25 protein-coding genes and 1 tRNA gene are annotated in these 26,873 nt (G+C 68.2%); 8 read left to right on the forward strand and 18 right to left on the reverse strand.

The features are described from left to right. The 3 genes from ACZ5XO_RS02775 to cpdR form a co-directional block, all read right to left on the reverse strand. Nucleotides 1–4,023 carry an nSTAND3 domain-containing NTPase gene (locus ACZ5XO_RS02775; protein WP_464163805.1) on the reverse strand — a complete coding sequence of 1,341 codons (4,023 nt, stop codon included), beginning with the start codon at nucleotides 4,021–4,023 and terminating at the stop codon, nucleotides 1–3. Nucleotides 4,024–4,941: 918 nt separating this feature from the next. Beyond that, nucleotides 4,942–5,016 (reverse strand) — tRNA-Val (locus tag ACZ5XO_RS02780). Between the two features lie 114 nt (nucleotides 5,017–5,130). Further along, nucleotides 5,131–5,487 (reverse strand): cell cycle two-component system response regulator CpdR, encoded by a 357-nt coding sequence (gene cpdR / locus ACZ5XO_RS02785; protein ID WP_464163806.1) that lies wholly within the window; start codon nucleotides 5,485–5,487, stop codon nucleotides 5,131–5,133. Between the two features lie 126 nt (nucleotides 5,488–5,613). On the opposite strand from cpdR, the gene ACZ5XO_RS02790 reads away from it, so the two are divergent. Continuing rightward, nucleotides 5,614–6,450, forward strand: a complete 837-nt coding sequence (locus tag ACZ5XO_RS02790; RefSeq protein ID WP_464163807.1) for an N-formylglutamate amidohydrolase — start codon at nucleotides 5,614–5,616, stop codon at nucleotides 6,448–6,450. A 251-nt stretch (nucleotides 6,451–6,701) separates the two neighbouring features. On the opposite strand, the gene ACZ5XO_RS02795 is transcribed toward ACZ5XO_RS02790, so the two are convergent. Further along, complete coding sequence (locus tag ACZ5XO_RS02795; protein WP_464163808.1) at nucleotides 6,702–7,388, reverse strand: DUF599 domain-containing protein; 687 nt, start codon at nucleotides 7,386–7,388, stop codon at nucleotides 6,702–6,704. Between the two features lie 139 nt (nucleotides 7,389–7,527). Here ACZ5XO_RS02795 and ppa point away from each other — a divergent pair, with 139 nt between their 5' ends. Continuing rightward, nucleotides 7,528–8,079, forward strand: coding sequence for an inorganic diphosphatase (ppa, locus tag ACZ5XO_RS02800; RefSeq protein WP_314428483.1), 552 nt, complete (start codon nucleotides 7,528–7,530; stop codon nucleotides 8,077–8,079). 199 nt (nucleotides 8,080–8,278) lie between these two features. Here ppa and ACZ5XO_RS02805 read toward each other — a convergent pair whose 3' ends face one another. Continuing rightward, nucleotides 8,279–8,953: a bifunctional 4-hydroxy-2-oxoglutarate aldolase/2-dehydro-3-deoxy-phosphogluconate aldolase gene (locus tag ACZ5XO_RS02805; protein ID WP_464163809.1), complete on the reverse strand. Its 675-nt coding sequence runs from the start codon at nucleotides 8,951–8,953 to the stop codon at nucleotides 8,279–8,281. 90 nt (nucleotides 8,954–9,043) lie between these two features. After that, nucleotides 9,044–9,874, reverse strand: a complete 831-nt coding sequence (locus tag ACZ5XO_RS02810) for an alpha/beta hydrolase (protein WP_464163810.1) — start codon at nucleotides 9,872–9,874, stop codon at nucleotides 9,044–9,046. Between the two features lie 48 nt (nucleotides 9,875–9,922). Here ACZ5XO_RS02810 and ACZ5XO_RS02815 point away from each other — a divergent pair, with 48 nt between their 5' ends. Next, a complete protein-coding gene (locus ACZ5XO_RS02815) occupies nucleotides 9,923–10,180 on the forward strand; it encodes an Lrp/AsnC ligand binding domain-containing protein (protein WP_464163811.1) in 258 nt (85 codons plus the stop codon). A 13-nt stretch (nucleotides 10,181–10,193) separates the two neighbouring features. Here the strand turns inward: ACZ5XO_RS02815 and ACZ5XO_RS02820 are convergent, their stop codons facing one another. After that, nucleotides 10,194–10,727 (reverse strand): GNAT family acetyltransferase, encoded by a 534-nt coding sequence (locus ACZ5XO_RS02820; RefSeq protein WP_464163812.1) that lies wholly within the window; start codon nucleotides 10,725–10,727, stop codon nucleotides 10,194–10,196. 129 nt (nucleotides 10,728–10,856) lie between these two features. On the opposite strand from ACZ5XO_RS02820, the gene ACZ5XO_RS02825 reads away from it, so the two are divergent. From ACZ5XO_RS02825 to ACZ5XO_RS02845, 5 genes are all read left to right on the forward strand, one after another. Further along, nucleotides 10,857–12,041, forward strand: coding sequence for an acyl-CoA dehydrogenase family protein (locus ACZ5XO_RS02825; RefSeq protein WP_464163813.1), 1,185 nt, complete (start codon nucleotides 10,857–10,859; stop codon nucleotides 12,039–12,041). Nucleotides 12,042–12,043: 2 nt separating this feature from the next. Next, the gene (locus tag ACZ5XO_RS02830) at nucleotides 12,044–12,349 is read left to right on the forward strand and encodes a hypothetical protein (RefSeq protein WP_464163814.1); all 306 of its coding nucleotides are present in this window, start codon (nucleotides 12,044–12,046) and stop codon (nucleotides 12,347–12,349) included. A gap of 4 nt (nucleotides 12,350–12,353) precedes the next feature. Continuing rightward, nucleotides 12,354–13,472, forward strand: coding sequence for an acyl-CoA dehydrogenase family protein (locus ACZ5XO_RS02835; RefSeq protein WP_464163815.1), 1,119 nt, complete (start codon nucleotides 12,354–12,356; stop codon nucleotides 13,470–13,472). Nucleotides 13,473–13,562: 90 nt separating this feature from the next. Continuing rightward, nucleotides 13,563–14,858, forward strand: coding sequence for a homogentisate 1,2-dioxygenase (gene hmgA, locus ACZ5XO_RS02840; RefSeq protein ID WP_464163816.1), 1,296 nt, complete (start codon nucleotides 13,563–13,565; stop codon nucleotides 14,856–14,858). Continuing rightward, nucleotides 14,855–15,244, forward strand: coding sequence for a hypothetical protein (locus ACZ5XO_RS02845; protein ID WP_464163817.1), 390 nt, complete (start codon nucleotides 14,855–14,857; stop codon nucleotides 15,242–15,244). Before hmgA ends, ACZ5XO_RS02845 begins: the two co-directional genes overlap by 4 nt. A 19-nt stretch (nucleotides 15,245–15,263) precedes the next feature. Here ACZ5XO_RS02845 and glk read toward each other — a convergent pair whose 3' ends face one another. From glk to hisG, 11 genes are all read right to left on the reverse strand, one after another. Next, nucleotides 15,264–16,232: a glucokinase gene (gene glk / locus ACZ5XO_RS02850; RefSeq protein WP_464163818.1), complete on the reverse strand. Its 969-nt coding sequence runs from the start codon at nucleotides 16,230–16,232 to the stop codon at nucleotides 15,264–15,266. Nucleotides 16,233–16,261: 29 nt separating this feature from the next. After that, on the reverse strand, nucleotides 16,262–18,151 hold the full coding sequence (edd, locus tag ACZ5XO_RS02855; protein ID WP_464163819.1) for a phosphogluconate dehydratase: 1,890 nt from the start codon (nucleotides 18,149–18,151) through the stop codon (nucleotides 16,262–16,264). After that, nucleotides 18,151–18,864 carry a 6-phosphogluconolactonase gene (gene pgl / locus ACZ5XO_RS02860; protein WP_464163820.1) on the reverse strand — a complete coding sequence of 238 codons (714 nt, stop codon included), beginning with the start codon at nucleotides 18,862–18,864 and terminating at the stop codon, nucleotides 18,151–18,153. Before pgl ends, edd begins: the two co-directional genes overlap by 1 nt. After that, nucleotides 18,857–20,317, reverse strand: coding sequence for a glucose-6-phosphate dehydrogenase (zwf, locus tag ACZ5XO_RS02865; RefSeq protein WP_464163821.1), 1,461 nt, complete (start codon nucleotides 20,315–20,317; stop codon nucleotides 18,857–18,859). The genes pgl and zwf overlap by 8 nt, the downstream gene beginning before the upstream one ends. A 49-nt stretch (nucleotides 20,318–20,366) precedes the next feature. After that, entirely contained in the window at nucleotides 20,367–20,993 is a 627-nt protein-coding gene (gene hisIE / locus ACZ5XO_RS02870) for a bifunctional phosphoribosyl-AMP cyclohydrolase/phosphoribosyl-ATP diphosphatase HisIE (RefSeq protein WP_464163822.1), read from the reverse strand. Beyond that, the gene (gene hisF / locus ACZ5XO_RS02875) at nucleotides 20,990–21,757 is read right to left on the reverse strand and encodes an imidazole glycerol phosphate synthase subunit HisF (RefSeq protein WP_464163823.1); all 768 of its coding nucleotides are present in this window, start codon (nucleotides 21,755–21,757) and stop codon (nucleotides 20,990–20,992) included. The genes hisIE and hisF overlap by 4 nt, the downstream gene beginning before the upstream one ends. Further along, complete coding sequence (gene hisA, locus ACZ5XO_RS02880; protein WP_464163824.1) at nucleotides 21,747–22,505, reverse strand: 1-(5-phosphoribosyl)-5-[(5-phosphoribosylamino)methylideneamino]imidazole-4-carboxamide isomerase; 759 nt, start codon at nucleotides 22,503–22,505, stop codon at nucleotides 21,747–21,749. The genes hisF and hisA overlap by 11 nt, the downstream gene beginning before the upstream one ends. Continuing rightward, a complete protein-coding gene (gene hisH / locus ACZ5XO_RS02885; protein ID WP_464163825.1) occupies nucleotides 22,502–23,119 on the reverse strand; it encodes an imidazole glycerol phosphate synthase subunit HisH in 618 nt (205 codons plus the stop codon). Before hisH ends, hisA begins: the two co-directional genes overlap by 4 nt. A gap of 133 nt (nucleotides 23,120–23,252) precedes the next feature. Further along, on the reverse strand, nucleotides 23,253–24,686 hold the full coding sequence (hisB, locus tag ACZ5XO_RS02890; RefSeq protein ID WP_464163826.1) for an imidazoleglycerol-phosphate dehydratase HisB: 1,434 nt from the start codon (nucleotides 24,684–24,686) through the stop codon (nucleotides 23,253–23,255). Next, nucleotides 24,683–25,990 carry a histidinol dehydrogenase gene (gene hisD, locus ACZ5XO_RS02895; protein WP_464163827.1) on the reverse strand — a complete coding sequence of 436 codons (1,308 nt, stop codon included), beginning with the start codon at nucleotides 25,988–25,990 and terminating at the stop codon, nucleotides 24,683–24,685. The genes hisB and hisD overlap by 4 nt, the downstream gene beginning before the upstream one ends. Next, complete coding sequence (hisG, locus tag ACZ5XO_RS02900) at nucleotides 25,990–26,871, reverse strand: ATP phosphoribosyltransferase (RefSeq protein ID WP_464163828.1); 882 nt, start codon at nucleotides 26,869–26,871, stop codon at nucleotides 25,990–25,992. Before hisG ends, hisD begins: the two co-directional genes overlap by 1 nt. Nucleotides 26,872–26,873: the final 2 nt, after the last annotated feature.

Consider the following 26,873-nt stretch of genomic DNA (forward strand, 5'->3'; position numbering starts at 1 on the left):
CTATGGAGTCTGTCTCGACGGCTTCGGCGGCCAGGCAGGCCAGATGGGCCTGGGTTCCGGCTCGAACCGCCCCTTCAAGAGCTGGCGGATCGTCTGGACGATGCTCAGCTCGGCGAGCTCATCCAGGGCCGTCCATGGGGCCAACCCGCCGGAGTCATCTATCAGGGACGCGGCGGGATGATCCTCGCCGAGGAGCGACAAGAGATGGTTGTTGATTTCAGGCGTTGAAGGGCGCCTCAGCAAAACGATGAGGCCGCGGCGGTCGGCGCTGTCATTGAGCCGGGTCGCCAGCTGCTTGAGCTGGTCGACCTCACTCCGGCGCGTGACGATCAAGGTGAGCAGGACAGCGACGGAGCCGGGCAGGTTGAGCAATCGGTCTAGGGTGATCTGATCAACAATGCCCGGCTCGACGAATTTTGCGTTGTGGAACAGAGCGAGCGCTGCGTCCCGGCGAATGCCGAGCGGCCTTTCTTCATCGACGACAAGCCCCCAGAGCCATTGCCGGTAGCCGGCCGACTGCTGGCCGAGACGGCGCAGCAGAGGTCGACGAACGCCGGCGTCCTGCAATGCGAGCACGCTGCCTTGGACCGCATTGAGCAGCGCCGGGGACAGGACGTCGCGCGCGGCGAGGTGGGCGGCGGCCTCCCGAGCGAGTGAATGGTGTGGATCGCCGCTATGACCGGAATTGTAGGTATCCTTGGTCAGGTCCAGGAGCGCGGCCGAGGCGTTCTCGTCGGCAGGACGCTCCCCCAGTCTGGCGATCACCGCCTTCCTGACGATGCTGCCTTTCAGTCCCGGGAGCGCGACCAAGGCCGCGGTCGGTGTAGTGTCACCCACCGCCTCGATCGCCCGCCGGACGATATTGCCGATCGGATGATGCAGCGCGGCGCGCACCAGGTCGGTGCGGCCCAGATGCAATGCCACGGTCAACGCCGCGTCAGCAGGGGCGGTGTTGTCCGGAGACCACCCGTCCATCGCCAGGATGTACAGATGGTCAAAGGCGGGGTGCTGCCCATCGGTGAGCTTCAACAATCTCGCCGCGATCTCGGGATTGTCAGTTGTCACCGCGGCTGCGGCATCTGCAACCGGCCCCGGCTGCGCGAGCACGTTGTCCAGGTCGGCGCTGATCGCCCGGGCCAGTTCATCCAAGGGCGCTGGCAAGCGGGACGCCAACGCCATCCTGGCCGCCGCGAGGGCGTCTCGCGGCCAGAAATATTCCTGCAATGGGACGAGGTCGCGGTGGAGGGCGAGAACCTGCTCGGTTCGCGCCGCTGCAACATACTGCGACTGCGCGTCGGCCAAGCCTTCAAGGTCGTGGATCGCCCAGACGCGGCGCACCATTCCACGCACGGGTGCGTCGACGCCCGGCTCCCCGAGGCGCTTCTTCATTACAGGGATAAGACTGGTTTCGGTCCTGTGCGCCGCTAGCTTCCAGGCGGCTTTTTCTCGCGTACCGCCCCTGACAGCAGTCAGCAGGCTGTCGAACTCGTCCCGGTCGAGAGGCGCGGTGCCGGCTTCGATGTCCTCGGCCCATGACCAGCCAAGAAGGCCAACGTCCGGAAAGGCGGCAAGGCTCCGCCAACCGTCTCCCTGACGCTTGGCCCGGACCCAAGCTTTGGCGATCTCCCCAGCGGCCCAGTTCCCGTCGTCTGAAGTCCCGAGATAGTCGGCGTATTCATCGTCAAACACGCCGTTGATCAGATCAAGCTTCCAGCCCTCGCGGACCTCCTCGACATAGCCGTCGAAGATCGTTTGCGCCAACCGGACGGCTGGCTCGAGGCTCGACGGTGTGCGAAGGGCTCCATTGATGGCGACGTAGACTAGGGGGTCGTAGCTATGGCCGACGAGCCGGAGCGCCAAAGCGCCGAAGGCGTCCGTCAGATCGACGCCGAGCGCCGCGAGACGGTCCCCGAAATTGTCCGGGTGGAAGTCCCGCTCGTCTCCGATGACGTTGACTACGGCCTTGGCGAGAATATCCCGGATGCCGGGGTCAGCGGCGATGGCGGCCTTCCAGCCCGGCTGCGCAGGGGCGCCCAGCCACCGTCTCGACAGGTCGCCCAGATCCGGTTCGGGCGGCAGCGGAAGCGGTTCCAGGAACCATCGGGCCAGGTCGAAGGCGAGAATGCCGGCGCTCCCGACCTTGGCGGCCGTGCGAAACGCGACCTCGAACGGCGAACCGTCCAACGCCCGCAGCGCAGCCAGCAGTTTCGCGTCAATGGCGTCTCTGGCCGCCCTGGAGACGGTATCGACCAGACCTTCAACCGCGGTGGGGTCGCTCGACACGGCGCCGGCGAGCATCCGCGCCGCGATGAGGGGACCGACGAAACCCTCCCCGGACTGGCTTGCGAAGGCCTCAATCAGTCGTGCGCCGGCGGCCTCGAAGACCGCCGGATCGTCGAATGCGGCCGCCTTCAGGCCGGCTTCGACCTGGGGATGGGCGTAGCTGTAGCGGTCGTCCGCCTGGTCCAAGCTCTGCCCCGCGCGGAGGAAATGGACCAGGCTTTCAACCTGGATCGTCGTCCCGGGCAAACGGTTCACGGCGCGACGCGCGCGGGCCATCTCGTCAAGGCTGAGGCTGGCCTCGGCCTTGAACAGCAGCCAGAGAATCGTCGCAGCCTCGGCATCATCGCGCTCGATGATCTGGGCGGAGACCACGTCCTTGTACTGTGCGCCCTTGGCTCGGCGAAGCGATGCGCCAACCACATCGCCGGCGTCGCCCTCATCGGATATCGCCCTGGCGGCGCCGGCGACGAAGGTGCGGATCTCAAGAGGGGTGGTGAGGTCGTCGACTGCCCGTTCGATATGAGGCTCGATCACGCCGCGCAGCCGCAGGGGCAGGGTCTTGAGCATCCGCGCGAGCAGCTGGCGGCGTTCGGCGGGGCCATAGGCGCTCGCATCGAGCGTGACCTTCCAGGGCGCGAACGCGTCGTCCGGGATCTTGGCGTCACTGTAAACGTCCGAGCGGCTGGTGATGATCAACCAGGTCCCGCGCCGGCGGTGTTCGGACACTGCCTGCAGCGCCTTAGTCCAGCCGCCGGCATGATCGGCTAGGACGACCGGTCCCCAAGGGTCGTCCAGATAGACGATGACGGGGCTCGCCTGGAGGGCATCACTCAAAGCGCCGGGGCCGTCGGACGATCCCAAACGCATCAGGCGGGGGCCCTTGAGATCAGCTCTCAGCTGGTCGCGCAGACGTTCCGCGGTCCGGGTCTTGCCCGTGCCGCTCGGGCCCACGATCAGGACCGCCTGCTGGGCCGTCAGCGTCGCCTGGATCTGATCGAAATTCTGCGGTTCGACATAGTCTTCGCGGTCGATGCGCCCCGGCAGCAGGGCGTCGTGACGTTGCAGGATCTCCTCGACCTCGGCCTTACTCCAGACTCCGCAGTGATCTGACCGGCCGCGGACATGCGCCGCGGCGAACAGGGCGTCCAGGCAGGCCTCGATCCTATCGAACGGCATCAGCAAGGCGTCCTTGCAGAGGCGGGCGAGGCGATCCCGGATACCAGCTTCGGTCAGGCTGTCGATGACACCGACACGGCACTGGTCGCCCGCGAAGTAGGTTTGAAACCGGGGATCGACCTCGGCGAGGTCCGGCCATTCGCCGAACCGTTGGACACGCAGCTTGGCGGCCCGATCGACCAGATGGCCGCTGGTGGCCAGCAGGTAGCGGATCTTCAGGTCGGCGATCAGCCGGTTCTTGGCCGACGGTCGTCGCGTCCCGAGATCTCCGCCATGGTGGAGGAGGGTTTCAACGCCGGAGACCGTCCAGACTCCGTCGTCTCGTCGTTTCGACTGGATGACAAGCGTATAGGGTTCGGCGGCGGCCGCCAAGGCTTGGTTTTCCGACGGGGTGGGCTCGTCCGCGCCGAGCGCGCGGTGGATGTCCCCCTCGATGTCTTCGTGGCTGGGCGGCTCGACGATCAGCTGCGTCGCTGAATCCTGGATGACCAGAAACTCCACCGCCGCCAGAACTGTAACCCAAGCTTGGTAGTCGAGGCCGTCGTGTAATGTTGAACCGCTCAAGGCGAATCTTCCTCAAGAGGTCATTCGCGACTACTCAACCCGAGCCTTGTCCACCGCGCAACCCGGTCGACCGAGGTCCGTGCGTCAGCAGACGTTCTCACACTTTCGGCCGGTCGTCTCTGCTCCCGGCGGACGGATCTCGACGTCGTCGTCGCCCGCCTCGTCGCGTCCGCAGCCGCGCACCGCTCCATACGCCCATTCACGGGTTGGCCCGCGTCCGGGCTCGTTGTCGCTGCAGTTGGTTCTGAACATGTCCTCGGGGCGAACGCCGAACGCGACGAGGCGGTCCACCGTGGACTGGCGGGGATGCCGATAGCGGCTGCCGGCGGAGAAGACGACGAACTCCGGCGACACCGCCCGGATGAAGCAGCTGCTTGTCGCATTGTCCGCGCGATGATGCTGCCCGATGAGTCGGCGTATCCGGCACCGCCCCGTCGCGCTTGGACACCCTAGAGTTCCGTCCTACAAGCCATGCTGGCTAAAGCAGCGGAATGTCCACTAAGCGGGCGCAGCTAGATGTCCGCTGTTGGCGCGTTTCAGCCGTTGACGGCGACTTTTCCGCTGGTTTCAGGTAGCCTCTATCGCGTGCTAGAAATCGCTACGATTTCCGTCGCTGTGGTGACCATATGGTGACCACAGGCATCGGTCTCGTTGGCTGATATACTTTTTTATCAATGCTCTCAGGAGTTTATCGGCGCGGATAAGGCGGTTTCAGCTACCTGTATTGTGCTATCAAGGGCGAGAGCTGTTCCGTGCGGAGGGGAGCTTGCGGAGTCCCTCGCAGCCGTTTCAGCGTGTTTCAGGGCGTTCCATTTGGTTTCAGCAATTTTGCCCCACTAGTGCCCCACTAGAGAGACGCTAACATGACCACCCGAGAGGAGGTTCCTTGTTAGGAGTTTGATTTCTCAAGAGAAAGAATGGTGGACGCGACAGGGATTGAACCTGTGACCCCTACGATGTCAACGTAGTGCTCTCCCGCTGAGCTACGCGTCCGCCTGTTCTGCGGCCCGGCCGACTGATGTGTCGGTGGGCGGGAAGGCGGCGTCTATAACCCGCAGTTCGCGGGGGCCGCAAGAGGCTTGTGTCTTCTTTTTTCGGATTTTTTCGTTAGGCCGCGATCATGCGTTCGACCTCGTTCACCAGGTCGCGCAGGTGGACGGGTTTGGACAGGACCTTGGCCTGGGGCGTGGCCTGGGCGGCCGACAGGGCCACGGCGGCGAAGCCGGTGATGAACATGATGCGGATGCCCGGCTGGCGCGCGGCGGCGACGCGCGCCACCTCGATCCCGTCGGCGCCCGGCATGACGATGTCGGTGAGCAGCAGGTCGTAGGGGCCCTGTTCCAGGGCGTCGATGGCGTCGTCCCCGTTTTCGCAGTCCACGACGGCGTGGCCGGCGCGTTCCAGCGCGCGGGTCAGGAAGCCTCGGAGCGAGCCGTCGTCTTCGGCCAGCAGAATACGCGCCATGCGGGGTCAAGTCCTTGAATACCGGGCGCGACCCTAGGCGCTGATCTGTAAACTCACAGTGAAAATCGCCGTGAGGGCGAGCGCGTAGAGGGCGCGGCCGGGGATAAATCAGGCTATGGCCAAGCCATGAACCCCGTGGCGACCGATGCGACCTTCAGCCTGACGCCTTCCCTGGCGGGACGGGCGACGCCGCTGGTGTTCGCCTCGCCCCATTCGGGCGACCTCTATCCCGGCGACATGGGGGCGGCGGAGCGGCTGTCGGAGGCGACCTTGCGCAGCGCCGAGGATGCGGCTGTGGATCGGCTGCTGGCTGCAGGATCTGCGGCGGGGGCGGTGTTGATCGCCGGTCGAATCGGGCGGGCCTATGTCGATCTGAACCGGGCGCCGGACGAACTGGATCCGATGCTGGTTCTCAACTGTCCCGAGGCGCCGCCGCCGGGGCTGAAGACCCTGGCCGGATATGGCGTCGTGCCGCGCCTCGCCGGGGACGGGACGCCGCTCTATGATCGAGGCCTGACGCTGGAGGAGGCCAGGCAGAGGGTGGCGCGGGTGCATGTTCCCTATCACGACGCTCTGACCGGTCTGATGCAGGCGGCGCGCGACCGGCACGGACGCGCGGTCCTGATCGACTGGCATTCCATGCCCTCGCGCGCCACCGGGCCGCATGGGCCGGACGTGGTGCTGGGCGACCGTCACGGGACCAGTTGCACGACCGGGCTGACGCGCCGGCTGCGGGCGCTGTTCGAGGCCATGGGCTGGCGCGTGGCGCTGAACCGGCCCTATGCGGGCGGCTATGCCACCCAGGTCTGGGGGCGGCCCGAGGCGGGCTATGAGGCGATCCAGGTCGAGCTGAACCGGCGGCTTTACTGGGACGAAGCGGCGGGCGGGCCTTCGGCGGGGTGGGGGCGCTGCCAGTCGGGTCTGAACCGCGTGATCGCGGCCCTGGGCCAAGACTTCGCCTGACCCTGGCGGCGAGCCAAAAAAAAGCCGCGCCCGGGGGCGCGGCATATAAAGTCTATAGGGAGGAAACGCCCAGGAAGGGCAAGACGCTCGAAAGCGTCGAAAGCCAAGTTAGGTTGCAGCGCACAAAAATTCAAGCGCCGATTTTTGACTCGCGATCACAGGCTGTTACGTAAATCTGTTTCGTCGTTACGCAGCGGAAAGCGGCGCATGAACATGAATTGTTCGCGGCTGCAATAAGACCAAAGTCGGGCCTAACTGCGCTCCAGCAGCCGTCGGGCCGCCCGAACGGCTCGCGCCGCCGGCGATCCGGCCTGCCGCCAGACCAGCAGGCCGAAGGCCGAGATCACGCCCAGCGCCAGCCAGACCGGTCCGAACAGCCAGGCCGCAGCCGCCAGGGCGAAGTAGTAGCCGCGCACCCCCTGGCTAAATCCGCCCAGGGCCGGGTTCAGCACCTGGGCCACCGCGTGACCATAGGCGACGCGGTCGGTCTCGGTGTGGATTTCGGGGGCGGCGCCGATCAGGGCCAGGGCGTAGTTCATCTGGCGCAGCGACCAGATGAAGTCGAGGAAGCCGCGCGCCAGGCAGACCAGAACCAGGGCCAGCTTGGCCTCCAGAATCTTCATCGGCACGGCCTCGGCGCCCACGGCGGCGAAGCCCTTCAGCGCGTTCTCGCCGCCGAACAGGATGCCCGCCACCGCCGCGATCAGCAGCAGGTTGGTCGAGGCGAAGAAGGAGGCCGAGTTGATCGAATGGCCCATCAGCTGGCTGTCGATCAGCCGCATCTCGCGGTGGGTCATGGCCGTCATCCAGCTGTCGCGGACCACCAGCATGTCGTCGTTCAGCGACCCGCTGCGCCGGGCGATCAGCTTCAGCAGCGGGCCATAGCCCAGCCAGGCTGTGAAGAAGAGGACGAGGGCGATCCAGTCGAGCAGGGTCATGCCCTGTTGATGCCTTCAGTTCGGCCTAGGGAGCAAGGGCGAACGCCGCAGAAAGCCTGCCCTGAAGCTTGCTGTTCGGCGACGCAAAGCTTATCACGCGCCCCAATCTCCCCGTTCGCACCTGCAACAAGAGCGTAACATGAACATCGAAGCCATTCCGGTCGGCCCGAATGCGCCGTGGGACATCAACGTCATCATCGAGATCCCGCAAGGCGGCCTGCCGGTGAAGTACGAGATGGACAAGGAATCCGGCGCCCTGTTCGTCGACCGTTTCCTGCACACCGCCATGTATTATCCGGGCAACTACGGCTTCGTGCCGCACACCCTGTCGGACGACGGCGACCCCTGCGACGTCATCGTTCTGAACCCGACCCCGGTGGTGCCGGGCTGCGTCATCCGCTCGCGCCCGATCGGCGTGCTGAAGATGGTCGATGAAGCCGGCGGCGACGAAAAGATCCTGGCCGTGCCGGTCGACAAGCTGAACCCCTACTACACCGAGGTTTCCAGCTACCGTCAGCTGCCCGCCATCCTGATCGAGCAGATCGAGCACTTCTTCACCCGCTACAAGGATCTGGAGAAGGGCAAGTCGGTCACGGTCAAGGGCTGGGGCGACGCCGGCGAAGCCGCCGAACTGATCGCCCTGGGCATGAAGGCCCATCAGGACAAGCTGGCCAAGGCCGAAGCCGCCTGATCCGCTTGCGGTTCTGAATAAAGAAGGCCCCGCTGGTTCGACCGGCGGGGCCTTTTTTGTTTCTCCTCCCTATCGCCGTGCGATGGGGAGGTGGCGCGGCGCGAAGCGCCGTGACGGAGGGGCCGCTTCATCCAAACGCAGAAGCCCCTCCACCACTTGTGGTCCCCCTCCCCACAGAGTGGGGAGGAAAAGCGCAGCGTTACTTTTTCGCCCGGAACGCCGCGATCGCCTCGACCGTCTGGCGCACCTTGGCTTCGATCCCGGCCCAGTCCTTCGCCTGGATGGCGGCGTCGGTGATCAGCTTCGACCCCATGCCCGCCGCCACGATGCCGGAGCCGAACCACTTGGCGATCGAGGCCTCGTCCGGATCGACCCCGCCGGTCGGCATGATCTTGGTCCAGGGCATGGGACCCAGCACCGCCTTGACGAAGTCCGGCCCGCCGACCGAGGCGCCGGGGAAGAGCTTGACGATCTCACAGCCCAGGGCCTGGGCTTCCGAAATATCGCGCACCGAGCCGCAACCCGGCGAATAGGCGACCTGGCGGCGGTTGCAGACCTGCGCCACCTCGGGCACCAGGCAGGGGCTGATGACGAAGCGCGCGCCCGAGGCCAGGTAGAGGGCCGCCGTCGGCGCATCCAGGATCGAGCCGACGCCCATGATGATGTCGGGATCGGTCTGGGCGAACTGCTTCGACAGGGCGGTGAAGGTCTCCCAGGCGAAGTCGCCGCGGTTGGTGAACTCGATGGCCCTGGCCCCGCCGCGGGCGCAGGCGCGGATCACCTCGGCGCAGACCTCCGGGTCGGCGTGATAGAAGACCGGGACGACGCCCTGGCTTTCGAGGGCGGTCAGCACGCTGAGACGGTCGTGGCGCATGGGGTCTCCTTCAGGCCTTGAAGCCCGCAGATCGACGGTTGGCGGCCCCTGCGTCAAGGGTAACCGGGATCAATCCCGGTAACCGGTCGCCTATTCGGCGGTCGCCAGGGTCACGAGGCGCCGGACCATGGCGCTGTCCTTGTCGGCCAGCGGGTCCAGCATGGTGAAGTGGTCCAGCCCGTCCAGCACCTCGACATGGGTGTCGGCGCCCTTGCCGCCCCACTCGGCGGCCATCTGGCGGCTCTGGCGGATGAACTCGTTGCTTTCCGATCCGCCGACCCAGCAGTCCAGCGTCCGCCCGCCCGGCGCGCCCCCGTTGGGCGCAGGCCAGTGGATCGGCGACAGGGCCCGCGCCGTCATGGCGTCCAGCCCCAGCGCCGCGTTCAGAGAGGTGTGGATCAACGGCTCGATGTCGAAGACGCCCGAGATGGCCAATGCGGCGCGGGCGCGTCCCTCGGACAACATGCAGGCCGCCATGTGCCCGCCGACCGAATGGCCGAAAACCAGGGGCCGCTTGCCGGTGCGGTCGCGCACCAGCTCGGTGGCCCGGCGCATCTGGCTGATGATGGCGCCGACCCTGACCGTCGGGGCCAGGTCATAGCCGGGAATGACCACGCTGATCCCCTGATCCAGCAGGGCGGGCGCCACCCAGGCGAACCAGGCCCGGTCCAGCGCCTGCCAGTAGCCGCCGTGGATGAAGACGGCGGTCGGCGATCCCGCGCCGGCGTCGAACCACTCCATCCGCTGACGTTCGCCAGGGCCGTATTCGACGGTTTCCGGCCTCAGGGCGTCGATGACGCGGGCCGAATCTTCTCGCCATCGTTTCAGGATCGCCGGGTGGCCCGGCACCCGTTCCCGATTGTTGTAAGCCGCCTCGTAATCGACTGGAGGGGCCGTCAGTGTCGCCGGAGCCTTACCCATGCCGTTTCCATCCGCTATGCACCTCCGCTTGAACGGGAGGTTCCGACCATGATGACCGCCATTTTCGTCTTCATCAAATGCGAGTTGGGCTACGCCAACGATGTCGCCGCCGATCTGGTCGACAATGTTGAAAACGTGTCGGAAGTTTACTCGACCTCGGGTCAGCACGACCTGCTGGCCAAGTTCCAGCTCCATCGCGATTCCGACATCGGCGCCTTCGTGACCAAGCAGGTGCAGACGCGCCCGCACATCCGCGACACCTTCACCGTCATCACCTTCTCGCCCTTCCTGCCGTCGAAGAAGTAGCGCGACGGAAGGATCAGGTCTGAGGCCTGGCTGTCGGCTTGCGCCGCGCCGGGCGGCTCTCCCTGGCGGCGTCCTTGCGATCGGCGGCTTCGTCCTCGGCCCCGACCTTCTGCTCCACGGCGGCCGAGAACCGCTGGTAGACGCCCAGGCCCACCAGCACGACCACCGCCGCCATCAGCAATGCGGTGGGATAGATCAGCAGGGCCACGTCCTCGCGCGCCGTCTTGAACACCACCACCAGGGCCTCCAGGAAGACGGCGATGACGATGGTCGAGAGGAACTTGGTCAGGCTGCGCCGGGCCTCGGCCGCGCTGCGCTTTTCCTTGTCGCGCTGGACCTCTTCCTCGAACAGGTACTTGGCTACGTCGAAGACGGCGATGGCGACGATGACATAGCCCAGGACGTCCAGCAGGGCGTCCACGCCCGAATGGTCCGGACTGACCACGGCGCGCAGCGCATCGCCGACGCCCAGGAACACAAGTCCGAGCGCCAGAAGCAGCAACAGCAGGCTGGCGCCGCCGAAGACGATGCGGGTCAACAGGGTCATGTGGGGCCTTTCTCATGCTCCCTGCCAACGTTCGAAAGGCCAAGGCGTTTCCACGCATCAGAGACCGTAGCCAATCGCAACGGATTGCTGTTAGCGTGGCTTCAGGGAAACGCAGCAAGGGCACGCGAGATGGCCGATCTGGAGACGTTCCGCGCCGAGACGCGCGCCTGGCTGGAGGCCAACTGCCCGCCGGAGGTGCGCGGTCCGCGCGACGGCGACGAGGACTATGTCTGGGGCGGCCGCAACCCCGTCTTCAAGACGCCCGCGCACAAGCTCTGGCTGGACCGCATGGCCGAACGCGGCTGGACCGCCCCGGAATGGCCCAGCGAATACGGCGGCGGCGGTCTGAGCCGCGAGGAGGCCAAGGTTCTGGCCGCCGAGATGCGCCGCATCAAGGCGCAGATGCCGCTCGCCAGCTTCGGCATCTGGATGCTGGGCCCCGCGCTTCTGGCCTTCGGCACCGAGGAGCAGAAGCTGCGCTTCCTGCCTCCCATCGTGCGCGGCGAAATCCGCTGGTGTCAGGGCTATTCCGAGCCCGGCTCCGGCTCTGACCTAGCCTCGATCCAGACGCGGGCGGAGGATCACGGCGACCACTGGATCGTCAACGGCCAGAAGGTCTGGACCTCCTACGCCGACAAGGCCGACTGGATCTTCTGTCTGGTCCGCACCGACCCCGAGGCGCCCAAGCATCTGGGCATCAGCTTCGTCCTGTTCGACATGGCGACGCCGGGCGTCAGCACTCGCCCCATCACGTTGATCAGCGGCAAGTCGCCCTTCTGCGAGACCTTCTTCGACGATGTGCGCGTCGAGAAGGAGAACCTGATCGGGACGCTCAACCGGGGCTGGGACGTGGCCAAGGCCCTGCTGGCGCATGAGCGGACCATGATCGGCGCCATGGGCGACACCGGCGTCGGCCGCCCCCTGGGCCAGGTCGCGACGGATGCGCTCGGCGTGGACGAGGCCGGGCGGCTGGACGAGCCCAGCTTGCGCGTCCGCATCGCCGACTACGACATCGACGCCGCCGCCTTCCGTCTGGCGATGGAGCGGGTGGGGGATCAGGTGAAGGCGAAACAGGCCCATCCGGCCATCGCCTCCATGCTGAAATACTACGGCTCGGAACTGAACAAGCGCCGCCACGAACTGGCCATGGCGGCGGGCGGTTCGGACGCGCTGGAATGGGAAGGCGAGCGCTCCAAGGACGGCGCCGCCGCCCGCGACTGGCTGCGCACCAAGGCCAACTCCATCGAGGGCGGCACCAGCGAGATCCAGCTGAACATCATCGCCAAACACCTGCTGCAACTGCCGGGAGCGTGACAATGATCGCCCAAGTGAAGCCGAAGGAACTGCTGCTGATCGCCGCGGTCATCGGTATCGTTTTGAGCGGCCTGCTTAGCTTCGTCATGCTGACGCCGCTGGGCTGGGGGATGTCCTGGCAGGTGCGTGCACCCAGCTTTGGCGCCAAGCTTTTCTTCTTTGCACCGTTGATTGCGCTGATCGTCGCTGGCTTGGCGAGGTTTTTGCCGCGACCGTCGCCGTCACAGGAAATCGCTTTGCTGGCCGCACCGATCTACCAGGCGATCTATCTCGCCTTCTCCTACCTTGTCCTGAAGCCGGGAGCCTGAGCCCATGCCCCTGATCCTGACCGAAGAGCAGACCATGCTTCAGGACGCCGCCGACGGCTTCCTGAACGAACACGCGCCCATCGCCCACCTGCGCCAACTGCGCGACAGCCGCGATTCTGACGGCGTCTCGCGCGACCTGTGGCGGGCGTTCGGCGAGATGGGTTTCGCGGGGGTGATCATCCCTGAGGCGGACGGCGGCTCGGACCTTGGCGCCGTCGAGGCGGGCGTCATCGCCGAGAGCCTGGGCCGCACCCTGACGCCCTCGCCCTTCATGGGGGCGTCGGTGCTGGCCGCGACGGTGCTGAAGGCGGCGGGATCAGAGACGCAGAAGGCCTGGCTGGCGAAGATCGCGGCGGGCGCGGCCATCCTCAGCCTCGCCGTCGACGAAGGCCCCAAACACGCCCCGAGCAAGATCGTCACGCGGGCTGAACGGTCCGGCAACGGCTTCAGACTGAACGGCGCCAAGGGGTTTGTCCTGGACGGCCACGTCGCTGACGCCCTGATCGTCGCGGCGCAAACCGATGACGGCCTGACCCTCTTCCTCATCGACCCGAAGACCCCCGGCGTCGGCGTCGAGCGCACCGTCATGGTCGACGCCCACAATGCCGCCCGCGTGACCCTGACCGATGTGCTCGTGGACGCCGACGCCGTGATCGGCGCCGTGGGGGCGGGGCAGGGGCCGCTGGACGCCGCCCTGGTTCTGGGTCGCGCCTGCGCCGCCGCCTCTCTGGTCGGGGCGGGGGATCAGGCTTTCAAGGTGACGCTGGAATACCTGCGCACCCGCAAGCAGTTCGGCAGGCTGATCGGTGAGTTCCAGGCGCTGCAGCACCGCGCCGCCCACCTGTTCACGGAGCTGGAGCTGGCCAAGGCCGCAAGCCTGGCCGCCTTGCAAGCCATCGACGCGGGCCGCCCCGACGCCGAACAGGCCGCCGGCATCGCCAAGGCCAAGGCCGGCCGCGTCGCCGAGCTGGCGGTGCAGGAGGCGGTCCAGATGCACGGCGGTGTCGGCATGACCGACGAGTTCGACGTCGGCCTGTTCATGAAGCGCGTCCGCGTCCTGAACGAACTGCTCGGCGACGCCGGCTTCCACGCCGAACGACTGGCGCAGGCGCAGGGGTTCTGACCCTGCGGGATTGATCCAGGGCAAAGCTGGGCGGGGCCGGGGTGACGCATCGGCCTGGCCCGGCTAAACCTCCCGCAAGGGAGAAACCACATGACGCGATCCAACGCGCCCGCCTATCAGACCGGCTTCGCCAACCACTTCGCCACCGAGGCCGTCGAGGGCGCCCTGCCGGTCGGCCGCAACTCGCCGCAGCGCCCGGCCCTGGGCCTCTATGCCGAACAGCTGTCGGGGGCGGCCTTCACCGCCCCGCGCGACCACAATCTGCGCAGCTGGCTCTATCGCCTGCGGCCCTCGGCCCAGCACGGGCCGTATGCGCCCTTCGCGCAGGGCCGCGTGCGCTCCGGCCCCTTCAACGAGACCCCGCCCAATCCCAACCGGATGCGTTGGGACCCCCTGACCATGCCGGACCAGCCGACCGACTGGGTCGAGGGCCTGACCACCTATGGCGGCAACGGCGACGCGGATTCGGGCGTCGGCGTGGGCATCCACCTCTATGTCGCCAATCGGTCGATGGTCGATCGCGTCTTCTACTCCGCCGACGGCGAGCTGCTGATCGTGCCGCAGCAGGGGAGCCACCGCTTCGTCACCGAGATGGGCGTGATCGAGGCTCAGCCCGGCCACGTGGTGGTCATCCCGCGCGGCGTTCGCTTCCGTGTGGAAGTCGATGGACCCATGCGCGGCTATGTCTGCGAGAACTACGGCGCGCCCTTCCGCCTGCCGGACCTCGGCCCCATCGGCTCCAACGGCCTGGCCAATCCGCGCGACTTCGAGACCCCGGTCGCCTGGTTCGAGGACGTCGACCGCCCGACGGAGTGCATTCAGAAATACGGCGGCCTGCTGTGGACCACGACCTTCGATCACAGTCCGCTGGACGTGGTCGGCTGGCACGGCAACTACGCCCCCTATCGCTATGACACGGCGCGGTTCAACACCATCGGCACGGTCAGCTTCGACCACCCGGACCCGTCGATCTTCACCGTCCTGACCTCGCCCAGCGACACGCCCGGCACCGCCAACTGCGACTTCGTCATCTTCCCGCCGCGCTGGATGGTGGCCGAGGACACCTTCCGTCCGCCGTGGTTCCACAGGAACGTCATGAGCGAGTTCATGGGGCTGATTTTCGGCGAGTACGACGCCAAGGCGGGCGGCTTCGCCCCCGGCGGCGCCTCGCTGCACAACCGCATGAGCGGCCACGGCCCGGATCAGGCCAGCTGGAACGGCGCGACCCGGGCGGAGCTGAAGCCGCACAAGATCGAGAACACCCTGGCCTTCATGTTCGAGACGCGGATGCCGATCCGCACCACCGCCTGGGCCGAACAGACGCCGCTGATGCAGCTCGACTACGACGACTGCTGGACCGGGTTCGAAAAAGGAAGCGTCGGATGAGGCTGAAAGCTGTTCTGCTGGCGGCGGGCCTTGCCCTGGCCGCCTGTTCGCCAGCGCCGGCGCCTGAACCGGTGGTCCCGACGCCCGCCGAGGCCCCCGAGCCGCCGCCGACCATGAGCATCAGCACCTCGTCCTGCTCGTCGCGGGGCGGGCAGATGCAGCAGGTCGGCCGGGCCCAGACCTGGCAGTGCGTGGTTAGGTACGCCGACGCCGGCAAGCGCTGCACCGACGCCTCCCAGTGCGAGGGCCAGTGCGAGATCGCGGGCAACAGCGGCGTCGCGCCCGGCGCCCGTGCGGTCGGCCAATGTCAGGCCGACAGCAACCGCTTCGGCTGCCGCACCACCGTCAAGGACGGCAAGGCCGAGGCCACCCTCTGCATCGACTGATCAAGGCCTGAGGCGGGCGTCAGCCCGCCTCGTTGAAGGCCACTCGCGCCGCGCCCAGAAGCGCGGCCTGCTTGTGCAGGATCACCTTGGTCGGGATGGCCTGCATGTATTCCTTGAACCGGCCCTTGCGCTCGAAGCGGGTGCGGAAGGGGCTGGCCTTGAGGAAGGGCAGGATGCGCGGGGCGATGCCCCCGGCGATGTAGACCCCGCCGCGCGCTCCGGTGGTCAGGGCGATGTCCCCGGCCACGGCGCCCAGGATGGCGCAGAAGCGGGCCAGGGTGGCCCCGCAGGGGCTGTTGGGGTCCTTCATCGCCGTCTCGGTGATCTCGGCGGGATCCTCGATGTGCGTCTCGCGCCCGTCGATCTCGGCCAGGGCGCGGTGCATGTTCAGCAGGCCGGGGCCGCAGATCAGCCGCTCGATCGAGACCCGGTCATAGCGACGGCGCAGGATGCGCAGGATTTCGTCCTCGACCGGATCGCCGGGGGGGAAGCAGGCGTGACCGCCCTCGGACGGCATGGCCATCTCCTTGCCGTGGGCGTCGCGCACAAGGGCCGAGACGCCGAAGCCGGTGCCGGGACCCAGCACCGCCACCGTGGCGTGCGGGTCTCCGTCCACGGGTCCGCCCAGCGAGGCCAGCTGGTCCTCCGGCACGATGGGCGCGCCCCAGGCCAGGGCCTCGAAGTCGTTGATCAGCTTGACCGGATTCAGGCCCAGGGTCTGAAGCTCGCCTTCCGACACCCGCCACGGCGAATTGGTCAGGTCGATCTCGCCGTCCGTCACCGGTCCGGCCACGGCGATGACGCCGCCGCTCGGCTTGACGTCGCAGCCGTCGAGGAAGGCCTTCACTCCGCCGAGGAAGGTCGGATGTTCGGAGGCCGGGAAGCTCTCGTGGTGCTCCAGCACCGGACGGCCGTCGACCATGCGGGTCAGGGCGAAGCGGGCGTTGGTGCCGCCGACGTCGCCGACGAGGAGGATCTTGTCATTCATGGGTCGTTTCCTGCGCTCGGTTGGGCGGATCAGGCGTCCACCGTCCGGTCGACGAAGTTGGGATGGGGCAGGGTGTCGGTGTGGCCGCCCGGGCGGACGGGGAAGGCGAAGCAGACGGTCGCGCCTTCCTCCGCCGTGGTCACGACCTGGCGGAAGGCGCCGAACAGCTCGCGACCATAGCCCCAGGACGATCCATGGGCGTTGGCGCTCGAACGGACGGCCAGGGGGCGCGCGGTCAGATTGCCGACGCCCACCGTGGTCAGCACCCCGGCCTCGGCGTCCAGACGGATGATGTCGCCGTCCCGCACATGGGCCAGGGGGCCGCCGGCCAGGGCCTCGGGCGAGACGTGGATGGCGGCGGGGGTCTTGCCGCTGGCGCCCGACATGCGGCCGTCGGTGACGAAGGCGACCTTGAAGCCCTTGTCCTGCAGGACGCTGAGAGCCGGCGACAGGGAGTGCAGTTCCGGCATGCCGTTGGCCTTCGGCCCCTGGAAGCGTAGCACCAGCACCACGTCGCGGTTCAGCTTGCCGTCCTTGAAGGCCTGCAGGGCGTCTTCCTGGGTCTCGAACACGGCGGCGGGGGCTTCGACGATGCGGTTCTCGGGCTTGACCGCCGAGACCTTGATCACCGCCCGGCCCAGGTCGCCCTGCACCAGCCGCAAACCGCCCTCGCGGTCGAAGGGATCAGAGGCGGGACGCAGGATGTCGCGATCCAGGCTTTCCGACACGCCGTCGCGCCAGACCAACTCGCCGTCGATCAGCGACGGCTCCTGGAAATAGGCCTCGATCCCCTGACCCATGACGGTCACGACGTCGGTGTGGATGTTGCCCGCCTGCGCCAGCTCGCGCGCCACGAAGGCCACGCCGCCCGCCGCCTGGAAGGCGTTCACGTCAGCCGAGCCGTTGGGATAGACCCGCGCCAGCAGCGGCGTCACCGACGACAGCTGGTCCATGTCGGTCCAGTCGATCAGCACCCCCGCCGCCCGCGCCATGGCGACCAGGTGGATGGCGTGGTTGGTTGATCCCCCGGTGGCCAGCAGGGCCACGATCATGTTGACGATCGACTTCTCGCTGACGACGTCGGCCATGCGGCTCTCGCCCGAGCGGGCCAGTTCGACGGCGCGCTTGGCGGCGGCGGCGGTCAGGGCGTCGCGCAGACCCGTCTCCGGATGGACGAAGGCGGTCGAGGGCAGGTGAAGCCCGCCCAGCTCCATCATCATCTGGTTGGAATTGGCCGTGCCGTAGAAGGTGCAGGTGCCGGGCGAGTGGTAGCTGCCGATTTCGCTGGCCAGCAGGGTGGTGCGGTCCACCATCCCCTGCGCGTATTCGGCGCGGACGCGGGCCTTTTCTGCGTTGGGAATGCCCGAGGGCATAGGACCGGCGGGGGCGAAGACGACCGGCAGGTGCCCGAACGCCAGGGCCCCCATGAACAGACCCGGCACGATCTTGTCGCAGACGCCCAGCATCATGGCGGAGTCGAAGGCGTCGTGGGTCAGGGCCACGCCCGTCGCCATGGCGATGGCGTCGCGGCTGAACAGCGACAGCTCCATGCCGGGGCGACCCTGGGTGACGCCGTCGCACATGGCCGGGGTTCCGCCCGCCACCTGGGCCGTGGCGCCGACCTCGCGCACCGCCTTGCGGATCACGTCGGGGAAGCGCTCGAACGGCTGATGCGCCGACAGCATGTCGTTGTAGGCGGTGACCACGCCGACGTTGGGCTTCGACCCGTCCATGGCCGTCAGCTTGTCGGCGATTGTCTGACCGGCGAAGGCGTGGGCCCAGTTGGCGCAGGACAGCTTGGCCCGTCCGGCGCCGCTGTCACGGGCGGCGTCCATGCGGTGCAGATAGTCGGCGCGGGTGGCGCGGCTGCGTTCGGTGATGCGGGCGGTGACTTCCGCCACCACAGGGTTGAGAGCCATCAGACGGCCTCCGTCCAAAGCACTTCAAGAGGAACCTTCGCTGCGATCATGGCGGCGATGGGATGGATGCGCGGATCGCCCGCCGCCTCGCGCTCGAACACGGCGCGCTTCTTCGCTCCGGTCAGGGCCAGGATCACGCGGCGGGCGCTGATCAGATAGGGCAGGTTGATCGACAGGCGCTCCTGCGGCGGGGCCATCCCGTCCCGGCCCGGCGGCACGCCATAGACGGCGGGTTTCAGGCTCGGCGTCAGCAAGGTCTTCAGCGTCGGGCTCTCGGGGAACATCGAGCAGATATGCCCGTCCTCGCCCATGCCGAGCAGGACGGCGTCCAGACGCGCGCCCGCTGCGGCCAGCGCCTTCGACGCCTCGGCGGCGGCGCGGTCCACCGTCACCGATGGCGCATACAGGGGTAGGAAGCGCGCGGCCGCCGCCGGTCCCGTCAGCAGGGTCCGCTTCATCAGGGCCGCGTTCGAATCCGGCGAGGTCTCGGGCACATAGCGCTCGTCCACCAGGGTCGCCGTGACCTTCGACCAGTCCAGATCGGCTTGCGCCAACCGCGCATAGACGGGCGAGGGGGTCGATCCGCCCGCGCCGGCGAAGACCGCGCGGCCTTCGGCGGCGACGCCTTCGGTCAGGGCCTCGGCCAATCGCGCGGCGGCGGCCTCGGCCCAGGCGGGGGCGTCGGGGAAGGTTTCGATGGCGGGACTACTCATCGCGCGTGTTCCACTTGCGCCCGGTCCGCGACAGCAGCAGGTCCGCCGCCTCCGGTCCCCAGGTTCCGGCTGCATAGTCCAGCGGCTTGAAGGCGGCGCCCGCCCAGGCCTCGGACACCTCGTCCACCCATTTCCAGGCCTGTTCCGCCTCGTCGCGGCGCACGAACAGGGTGCTGTCGCCGTGCATGGCGTCCAGCAGCAGGCGCTCATAGGCGATGCGGCGGCGCGGCGGCGCGGCGTCCTTGCCGTTGACCCCCCAGGACAGGCTCATCTTGATCGGCTGCAGCTGCATGCGCTGATCCAGCCCCGGCTTCTTGTTCATCACCGACAGCGAGATGTCTTCCTCGGGCTGCAGTTCGATGACCAGGCGGTTGGCCTCGATCGCGCCGCGGTCACCGTGGTCGAAGATGGAGTGGGGCACCGGCTTGAACTGGATGACGATCTCGGTGCGCTTCTCGGGCAGGCGCTTGCCGGTCCGCATGAAGAAGGGCACCCCCGCCCAGCGCCAGTTGTCGATGTCGGCGCGGATGGCGACGAAGGTCTCGGTGTCGGACGGCTGGCCGCGTTCCTCGTCATAGCCTTTGGCCGGCTTGCCCTCGCTGGTCCCGGCCACATACTGGCCGCGCACGGTGACGCGCTCGGCTTCTTCCGGCGTGATGGGGCGAAGAGATCGCAGCACCTTGACCTTCTCGTTGCGCACCGAGTCCGGGTCCAGGTCGCTGGGCGGCTCCATGGCCACCAGGCACAGCAACTGAAGCATGTGGTTCTGCAGCATGTCCCGCAGGGCGCCGTATTCGTCGTAATAGGGCCAGCGGTCGCCGACGCCGACCGTCTCGCCCACCGTGATCTGGACGTGGTCGACCGTCAGATTGTTCCACAGCGGCTCGAAGATGGTGTTGCCGAAGCGCAGGGCGATCAGGTTCTGCACCGTCTCCTTGCCCAGGTAGTGGTCGATGCGGAAAACCTGACGCTCGTCAAAGGCGTGGGCCACCGCGTCGTCGATCTCCAGGAAGCTCTCCAGATCGCGGCCGACCGGCTTCTCCAGCACGATGCGGCAGTTCTTTTCGGCCAGGCCCGCCGCCTTCATCGCCGTGACGATGCGGCCATACAGGGACGGCGACACCGCCAGGAAGGAGGTCACCTCGCCGTCGCCGCACTTCGCCTTCAGCGGCGCCAGGCTGGCCGGGTCGGTGGCGTCGACGGCCAGATAGTCGAGGCGGGATTTCATCCGCGCCCAGCTGGCCTCGTCCCAGCCGCCATCGGCTTCGGCCCGGGCCTTCACCGCCTCATGGACCTTGGCGACATACTCCTCGGCGCTCTCGGTCGAACGGGCGGCGCCGATGATCTTCAGATCGTCCGGAAGCAGGCCGTCGTGGTCAAGAAAATAGAGCGAAGGCAACAGCATCCGCATGGCGAGGTCGCCGCCGCCGCCGAACAGAATCAGTGCCGCCATTCGTCCCATTCCTCCCTGATCCCGACATGCGGGATATTCGCCTCAAGGCTTATGTATCGGTCTTGGCCGCTTCCGCGCGCTTCGCCAAGACGACCAATACGTCCTGAAACACCATGTTACGGGCATGGAGAAGAACCAGCAGGTGATAGATCAGATCCGCCGCCTCGCTGGCCAGTTCCGCCTCATCGCCCGCCGCGCCCGCCAGAGCCGTCTCCACGCCCTCCTCGCCGACCTTCTGGGCCGCCCGTTTCGGCCCCTGGGCGATCAGGCGGGCGGTCCAGCTGTCGTTGGGATCGGCCTGGGCGCGGACCTGGATGGTGCGCTCCAGCCGCCCGATCCGGCCCAGGCCGGGCGCGTCTTCGTCGCCGAAGCAGCTGATGCGGTTCAGGTGGCAGGCGTTGCCGACGGGGCGCACCTTCACCACCACGGCGTCGCCGTCGCAGTCGGGCGTCACCGAGACCACGTTCAGGAAATCGCCCGAAGTCTCGCCCTTCCTCCAACGGCCCCCGCGCGAGCGCGAAAAGAAGGTGGCCTGTCCGCTGTCCAGCGTCTCGCGCAGCGCCGCCTCGTCCATATAGGCCAGGGTCAGCACCTGCAGGGTGTCGGCGTCCTGCACCACGGCGGGGATCAGGCCGTTCCCCTTGGCGAAGTCGATCTTGGTGATGTCGAGGGTCATATCCTCACCTCCACGCCTTGCGCATCCAGGTAACGTTTGAGATCGGGAATCGCGATCGCGCCCGAGTGAAAGACGCTGGCGGCCAGGGCCCCGGACACATCGGCCTGCTGGAATACATCGCGGAAATGCTCGACCGCTCCCGCCCCGCCGGACGCCACCAGCGGAATGGTCAGCCGCCGCCGCGCCTCGGCCAGCTGTTCGATGTCATAGCCGCGCCGCACCCCGTCCTGATCGATGCAGTTCAGCACGATCTCGCCCGCGCCCAGTTCTTGCGCCTCGATGATCCAGTCCATGGTCAGCCGGCCGGCGCCGCGCCGGGCGTCGGGATCGCCGGTGTATTTGTGGACCCGCCATTCGCCGTCCTGAAAGGCGCTGTCGACGCCGACGACGACGCACTGACGCCCCAGCCGCGCGGCCATCTCGCCGATCAGCTCGGGGCGCTCCAGCGCCGGCGAGTTGACCGACACCTTGTCCGCCCCGTGATCCAGACACCGCGCCGCCTGTTCCACCGTGCGGATGCCGCCGGCGACGCAGAAGGGGATGTCCAGCAGCCGGGCGATGTCCTGCACCCAGCCATAATCCAGCGTCCGCCCCTGCGGGCTGGCGGTGATGTCGTAGAAGACCAGTTCGTCGGCGCCCGCATCGCGATAGCGCGCGGCCAGTTCGGCGGCGTCGCCCATATCGACGTGGCCTTCGAACCGCACGCCCTTGACCACCCGTCCGTCCTTGACGTCCAGGCAGGGGATGATGCGCCTAGCGGTCATTGGCTGAAATCGGGGTCATGGCCACGGCCCGGACGGCCTCGGCCACGGTGAAGCGACCGGCGTAGATGGCGCGTCCGGTGATGGCCCCGGCGCAGCCAATGGCCTTGGCGGTGGTCAGGTCGTCCAGACTGGCGATCCCGCCCGAGGCCTGAATCGCCAGATCGGGGCGCCGTTCGATGGCCTCGGACAGCAACTCCCGGTTCAGACCGGTCAAGGCGCCGTCGCGCTCGACGTCCGTGATCAGGATATGCCGCAGCATGCCGACCGGATAGCGATCCAGCACGCTCCACAGATCCACGCCCGACGACTGGGTCCAACCCTTCAGGGCGGGCACGGGCAGGCCGTCCTCGTTTCTGACGTCCAGGGCCAAGGCTATGGCCTCGGGGCCGAACTGCTCCAGCCATTTCAGCACCTGATCCGTGTCGGTGACGGCCAGGGAGCCGACGACGACCCGGCTGATCCCGGCCCCCAGCAGGTGCTCGATATCCCTGGCCGAACGGACGCCGCCGCCCGACTGGACCTTGATGTCCACGGCCCGGGCCATGTCGCCGATCAGTCCATACTGGCGCGCCTCGCCCGCCTTGGCCCCGTCCAAATCGATGACGTGGATCCATTCCGCCCCTTCGGCGGTGAAGGCCGCCATCCGGTTGGCGGGGTGGGAATCATAGCGGGTCACGTGATTGAAATCGCCGTGCAACAGGCGAACCGCATGGCCGTCGATCAGGTCAATGGCGGGATAGATGATCACGCGGGCAGCTCCAGGAAGTTCTTCAGGATACGCGCCCCGGCGGCGGCCGACCGTTCCGGGTGGAACTGGCAGCCCCAGCGGTTGGCGCTGTTGACCACGGCGGGCACGGGGACGCCGTAGTCGGCGGCGGCGAGGGTCGCCGGGCCGTCGGGGCAGACGAAGCCGTGGACGAAATAGGCCCAGTCGCCGTCCCTGATCCCCTCCAGCAGGGGATCGGGGCGACGGATCGTCAGCCGGCTCCAGCCCATGTGCGGCGAGGGGCGAGACGGCGCGGGGGCAATGGCCTCGACCCGGCCGGGGATCAGACCCAGCAGGTCGGCCCCCCCATTCTCAGTGTCCTCGTCTTCGGCGCTGGTCTCGAACAGCAGTTGCTGACCCAGACAGACGCCCAGCAAGGGACGCTTGAACCGCCGCAGCGGCTCCACCAGACCCAGGGCGTTCAGCCGCTGCATGGCGTAGCCCGCCGCCCCGACGCCGGGCAGGATGACGCGTTCGGCCTCATCCAGATCGGCGGGATCGGCGCTGATCCGCACCCGCGCCCCCAGCCGCTCCAGCGCGAACCGCACCGAGGCGACATTGCCCGAGCCGTAACCGATCAGGGTGACGTTGCTCATGAGCCTGCTCCGATCCTCCCCTGTCGCAGGGCGACGGGGGAGGGGGACCATGCGCAGCATGGTGGAGGGGGCGAGATCGGGGCGCGGTCCCCCTCCCCCGCTCCGCAGGGGAGGATCGATGGCGCCGCCGTCATCACAGCACCCCCTTGGTCGACGGCACCACATCGCCCTCGACCCGGATAGCCTGCCTCAGGGCCCGGCCCAGGGCCTTGAACACGGCCTCGGTCTTGTGGTGGTCGTCGTCGCCGGTGACGCGGACGTGGATGGCCGCGCCCAGGTTTTCGGCCAGCGATCGCACCACGTGCGCCGTCAGGTCGGTGCGGTAGTCGCCGATGAAGGGGGTGGCGAAGGTCCCCTCGAACACCGGATAGGGCCGCCCCGACAGGTCGATGGAGACCGCCGCATTGGCCTCGTCCATCGGCAGGACGAAGCCGTAGCGGGCGATGCCCTTGCGCTCTCCCAGCGCCTGTTTCAGCGCTTGGCCCAGGGCGATGGCGCTGTCCTCGATGGTGTGGTGCGGGTCGGTGTGCAGGTCGCCTTCACACGACAGGCGGATGGAGAAGCCGCCGTGCGCCGCCACCTGTTCGATCATGTGGTCGAAGAAGCCGACGCCGGTGTGGATCGTCACCGGCCCGGCGCTGTCCAGATCGACGGCGCAGACGATGCGGGTCTCTTTCGTGTCGCGCACGGCCTGTCCGACGCGGGTGCGCCGCACCTTGGGCGTGGCGGCGCCGAGCGCCACCAGCAGCCGGTCGTTGACCTCGGGCTTCAGTGAAACGGGCAGGCGCACCCGCTCGCCCGCCGCGTCGGCGGTCAGGCCGAAACGGCGCAGGTCGGCGATGACGGCGGCGGGATCAGAGGGACGCGCGATGATCACCGGCCCGACACCGGCCTCCAGCGGCATCTGGCGCGACAGGGCCTCGGCGACGCGGGCGCGTTCGCGACGCACGCCGTCGATGCGCTCGGCGGTCTCGATCATCCGTGACGGGTCCAGGGCCTGCAACGCCAGCCGCACCGAGACCTCGGGCAGGGCGTAGGGCTCCAGCACGCGCGCCAGCCGCGCCAGGGTCTGCTCTTGTGCGACGGCGGCGCCGACCCGCGCCCCGGCCAGGCCATAGGCTAGAGACAGGCTGCGCAGCACGATCAGGTTGGCGTGGTCCTGCACGACCGTCGCAGCGGAGGGTCCTTCCGCGAACTCGACCAAGCCTTCGTCCACGACCAGCAGGGCGGGGGCGACGCGCTCGGCCATCTCGGCCACGGCCTCGGGCGAGCCCAGGGCGCGGATGACGACGGCGGCGACCTCCGCCCCCTCAGCCGGTCGGGCGTAGAGGGCGGCCAGTCCCTGATAGGGCTCGGCCTCGGGCGCCTGGACCTTCAGCCCGTCGCGGGCGGCTAGTCGCCAGACCAGCTCCAGTCCATGCGTCAGGCCGCGCACCGGCAGCACCTGATCGGCGGCGACGCCGTAGAGCTCGGCCAGTCGCGCGCTGAGCGCGGTCGGGTCGGCTGGATAGCGGTCCAGACCTTCGCCGCCTGACACCAGCGGCGGATAGGGGGCGGGCAGGGTCACGCTTCGGTCCTCAGATCGGCCGCCCGCGCGTGGGCCTCCAGCCCCTCCATCCGCGCCAGGCGGGCGGCGACGGGGGCGAGGGCGGCGGCGCCCATCTGCGTCACCGTCTGCACCGACATGGTGGTCATGAAGCTGGCGGTGGTGACGCCGCCCAGGGTTCGCGCCCCGCCGTCGGTCGGCAGGACGTGGCTGGGCCCGGCGGCGTAGTCGCCCAGCGTCTCGGCCGCCCACTGGCCGACGAAGACGGCGCCGGCGGCGGTGATCCGGTCCACCAGCCGTTCGGCCTCCTCGGCCTGGATCGACAGGTGTTCGGGGCCGTAGAGGTTGGCGACGGCGCAGGCCTCGGCCATGTCGGCCACGCGGATGGCGCGGGCCTGCTCCAGCGAGGCGCGGGCGATGTCGGCGCGGGGCAGGCTCTCTACCTGACGCTCCACCTCGGCGAGGATCTCGGTCAGGGCGGTGCCGCTGTCGGAGACCAGCAGAACCTGCGCGTCAGCGTCGTGCTCGGCCTGGCTCAACAGGTCGGCGGCGACGATCTCGAAGTCGGCGTCGCGGTCGGCGATGACCAGCAGCTCTGACGGACCCGCCGGCATGTCCTGGGCCGGACCGTTCGGCAGGCTGGACGCATAGCGCTTGGCCTCGGCCACATAGGCGTTGCCGGGGCCGAACAGCTTGTCGACAGGCTCGATCACGCCCGTCTCCAGCTCGACGCCAAAGGTCAGGGCCGCAATCGCCTGCGCCCCGCCCAGCAGCCACAGCTCGTCCAGCCCCGCCTCGGCGGCGGCGACGATCATGGCCGGGTGGACCGAGCCGTCCTTCGACGGCGGGGTGACGGCCACGCGCCGCCCGACCCCGGCCACGCCCGCCGGAATGGCCAGCATCAGCAGGGACGAAAACAGGGGCGCCGTCCCGCCGGGCACATAGAGGCCCGCCGAGCCGATGGGCCGCCAGACCAGCTTCGACTTCACGCCGGGCGTGGTCTCGATGAAGGCGGTGTCCTCGGGCCGGGTCGCGGCGTGGAAGACGCGCACATTGTCGGCGGCGACTCTCAAGGCCCGCGCGGCGGCGGGCGGCAGGTCGGCGCGGGCTTCAGCGGCGGCCTTCTCGGTGATGGCTACCCGGCGCGGCGCGGCGCCGTCCAGCTTGATCGCCCAGTCGGTCACGGCCTGACCGCCGCGCGCCTGCACGTCGTCGAAGATCTCGCGCACCACGCTGGTGACGAAACCCTCGGTGCGTTGCTGCGGACGCGCCAGCGCCGCCTGGCGCCCGGCGGCGTCCAGCCTGTTCCAGTCGATACGCTTCATCACATCATCTTCTCGATCGGCAGGACCAGGATGGCCGAAGCCCCCGCCGCCTTCAGCTTCTCCAGCGTCTCCCAGAAGACGGCTTCCTGACAGACGGCGTGGACGGCCACGGCGTCGTCGCGGCCCGACAGGGGCATGACGGTCGGCGAACCGGCGCCCGGCAGGATGGCGGTGATCTGATCCAGCGCCGAGCGCGGGGCGTTCAGCATGACGTACTTGGCCCCCTGCGAGGACACCACGCCGGCCATGCGCTCGATGATGGAGTCCAGCAGGTGTTGCAGTCCGGCCTCGGGCGGGGTGGGCGACTTGATCAGGACCGCCTGGCTGTCCAGCACCGTCTCCTTCGCCACCAGGCCGTTGGCCTCCAGCGTCGCTCCGGTCGAGACCAGATCGCAGATGGCCGAAGCCAGCTTCAGCCGCGGGGCCACCTCGACCGCCCCGCGCATGGTGACGATGTCGGCGGCGACGCCGCTCTCGTCCAGAAACCGGCGCAGGATCTTGGGGTAGGAGGTGGCGATGCGCAGCCCGTCCAGCGACGACGGCCCGGCATAGTCCAGCGTCGGCGGCACGGCGATCTTCAGCGTGCAGCGGCCAAAGCCCAGCGGCATGACCACCTCCGCGTTCGGCCCGCCATTGCGGCCTTCCTCCAGCACGTTCTCGCCGACGATGCCCAGATCGCAGACCCCGTCCGCCACGAAGGTCGGGATGTCGTCGTCGCGCACCCGCAGCAGGTCGATCGGATAGTTCTCGATCCGGTACAGCAGGTCGTTGTTGCCCTTGACCACCCGCAGGCCCGCGTCGCGGACCAGGTCGAGGCTGCGTTCGGCCAGACGGCCGGATTTCTGGACGGCGATGCGTAGCCGCCCCTGCACGGTGCTCATGA

The organism is Brevundimonas sp. T2-11, from assembly GCF_055397675.1.

Coding starts and splice junctions, on each gene's coding strand:
- cpdR (WP_464163806.1), bottom strand. CDS start 5,487: ATGGCGCGTATTCTGCTGGCCGAAGACGACGGCTCGCTCCGAGGCTTC.
- ACZ5XO_RS02790 (WP_464163807.1), top strand. CDS start 5,614: ATGAACCCCGTGGCGACCGATGCGACCTTCAGCCTGACGCCTTCCCTG.
- ACZ5XO_RS02795 (WP_464163808.1), bottom strand. CDS start 7,388: ATGACCCTGCTCGACTGGATCGCCCTCGTCCTCTTCTTCACAGCCTGG.
- ppa (WP_314428483.1), top strand. CDS start 7,528: ATGAACATCGAAGCCATTCCGGTCGGCCCGAATGCGCCGTGGGACATC.
- ACZ5XO_RS02805 (WP_464163809.1), bottom strand. CDS start 8,953: ATGCGCCACGACCGTCTCAGCGTGCTGACCGCCCTCGAAAGCCAGGGC.
- ACZ5XO_RS02810 (WP_464163810.1), bottom strand. CDS start 9,874: ATGGGTAAGGCTCCGGCGACACTGACGGCCCCTCCAGTCGATTACGAG.
- ACZ5XO_RS02815 (WP_464163811.1), top strand. CDS start 9,923: ATGATGACCGCCATTTTCGTCTTCATCAAATGCGAGTTGGGCTACGCC.
- ACZ5XO_RS02820 (WP_464163812.1), bottom strand. CDS start 10,727: ATGACCCTGTTGACCCGCATCGTCTTCGGCGGCGCCAGCCTGCTGTTG.
- ACZ5XO_RS02825 (WP_464163813.1), top strand. CDS start 10,857: ATGGCCGATCTGGAGACGTTCCGCGCCGAGACGCGCGCCTGGCTGGAG.
- ACZ5XO_RS02830 (WP_464163814.1), top strand. CDS start 12,044: ATGATCGCCCAAGTGAAGCCGAAGGAACTGCTGCTGATCGCCGCGGTC.
- ACZ5XO_RS02835 (WP_464163815.1), top strand. CDS start 12,354: ATGCCCCTGATCCTGACCGAAGAGCAGACCATGCTTCAGGACGCCGCC.
- hmgA (WP_464163816.1), top strand. CDS start 13,563: ATGACGCGATCCAACGCGCCCGCCTATCAGACCGGCTTCGCCAACCAC.
- ACZ5XO_RS02845 (WP_464163817.1), top strand. CDS start 14,855: ATGAGGCTGAAAGCTGTTCTGCTGGCGGCGGGCCTTGCCCTGGCCGCC.
- glk (WP_464163818.1), bottom strand. CDS start 16,232: ATGAATGACAAGATCCTCCTCGTCGGCGACGTCGGCGGCACCAACGCC.
- edd (WP_464163819.1), bottom strand. CDS start 18,151: ATGGCTCTCAACCCTGTGGTGGCGGAAGTCACCGCCCGCATCACCGAA.
- pgl (WP_464163820.1), bottom strand. CDS start 18,864: ATGAGTAGTCCCGCCATCGAAACCTTCCCCGACGCCCCCGCCTGGGCC.
- zwf (WP_464163821.1), bottom strand. CDS start 20,317: ATGGCGGCACTGATTCTGTTCGGCGGCGGCGGCGACCTCGCCATGCGG.
- hisIE (WP_464163822.1), bottom strand. CDS start 20,993: ATGACCCTCGACATCACCAAGATCGACTTCGCCAAGGGGAACGGCCTG.
- hisF (WP_464163823.1), bottom strand. CDS start 21,757: ATGACCGCTAGGCGCATCATCCCCTGCCTGGACGTCAAGGACGGACGG.
- hisH (WP_464163825.1), bottom strand. CDS start 23,119: ATGAGCAACGTCACCCTGATCGGTTACGGCTCGGGCAATGTCGCCTCG.
- hisD (WP_464163827.1), bottom strand. CDS start 25,990: ATGAAGCGTATCGACTGGAACAGGCTGGACGCCGCCGGGCGCCAGGCG.
- hisG (WP_464163828.1), bottom strand. CDS start 26,871: ATGAGCACCGTGCAGGGGCGGCTACGCATCGCCGTCCAGAAATCCGGC.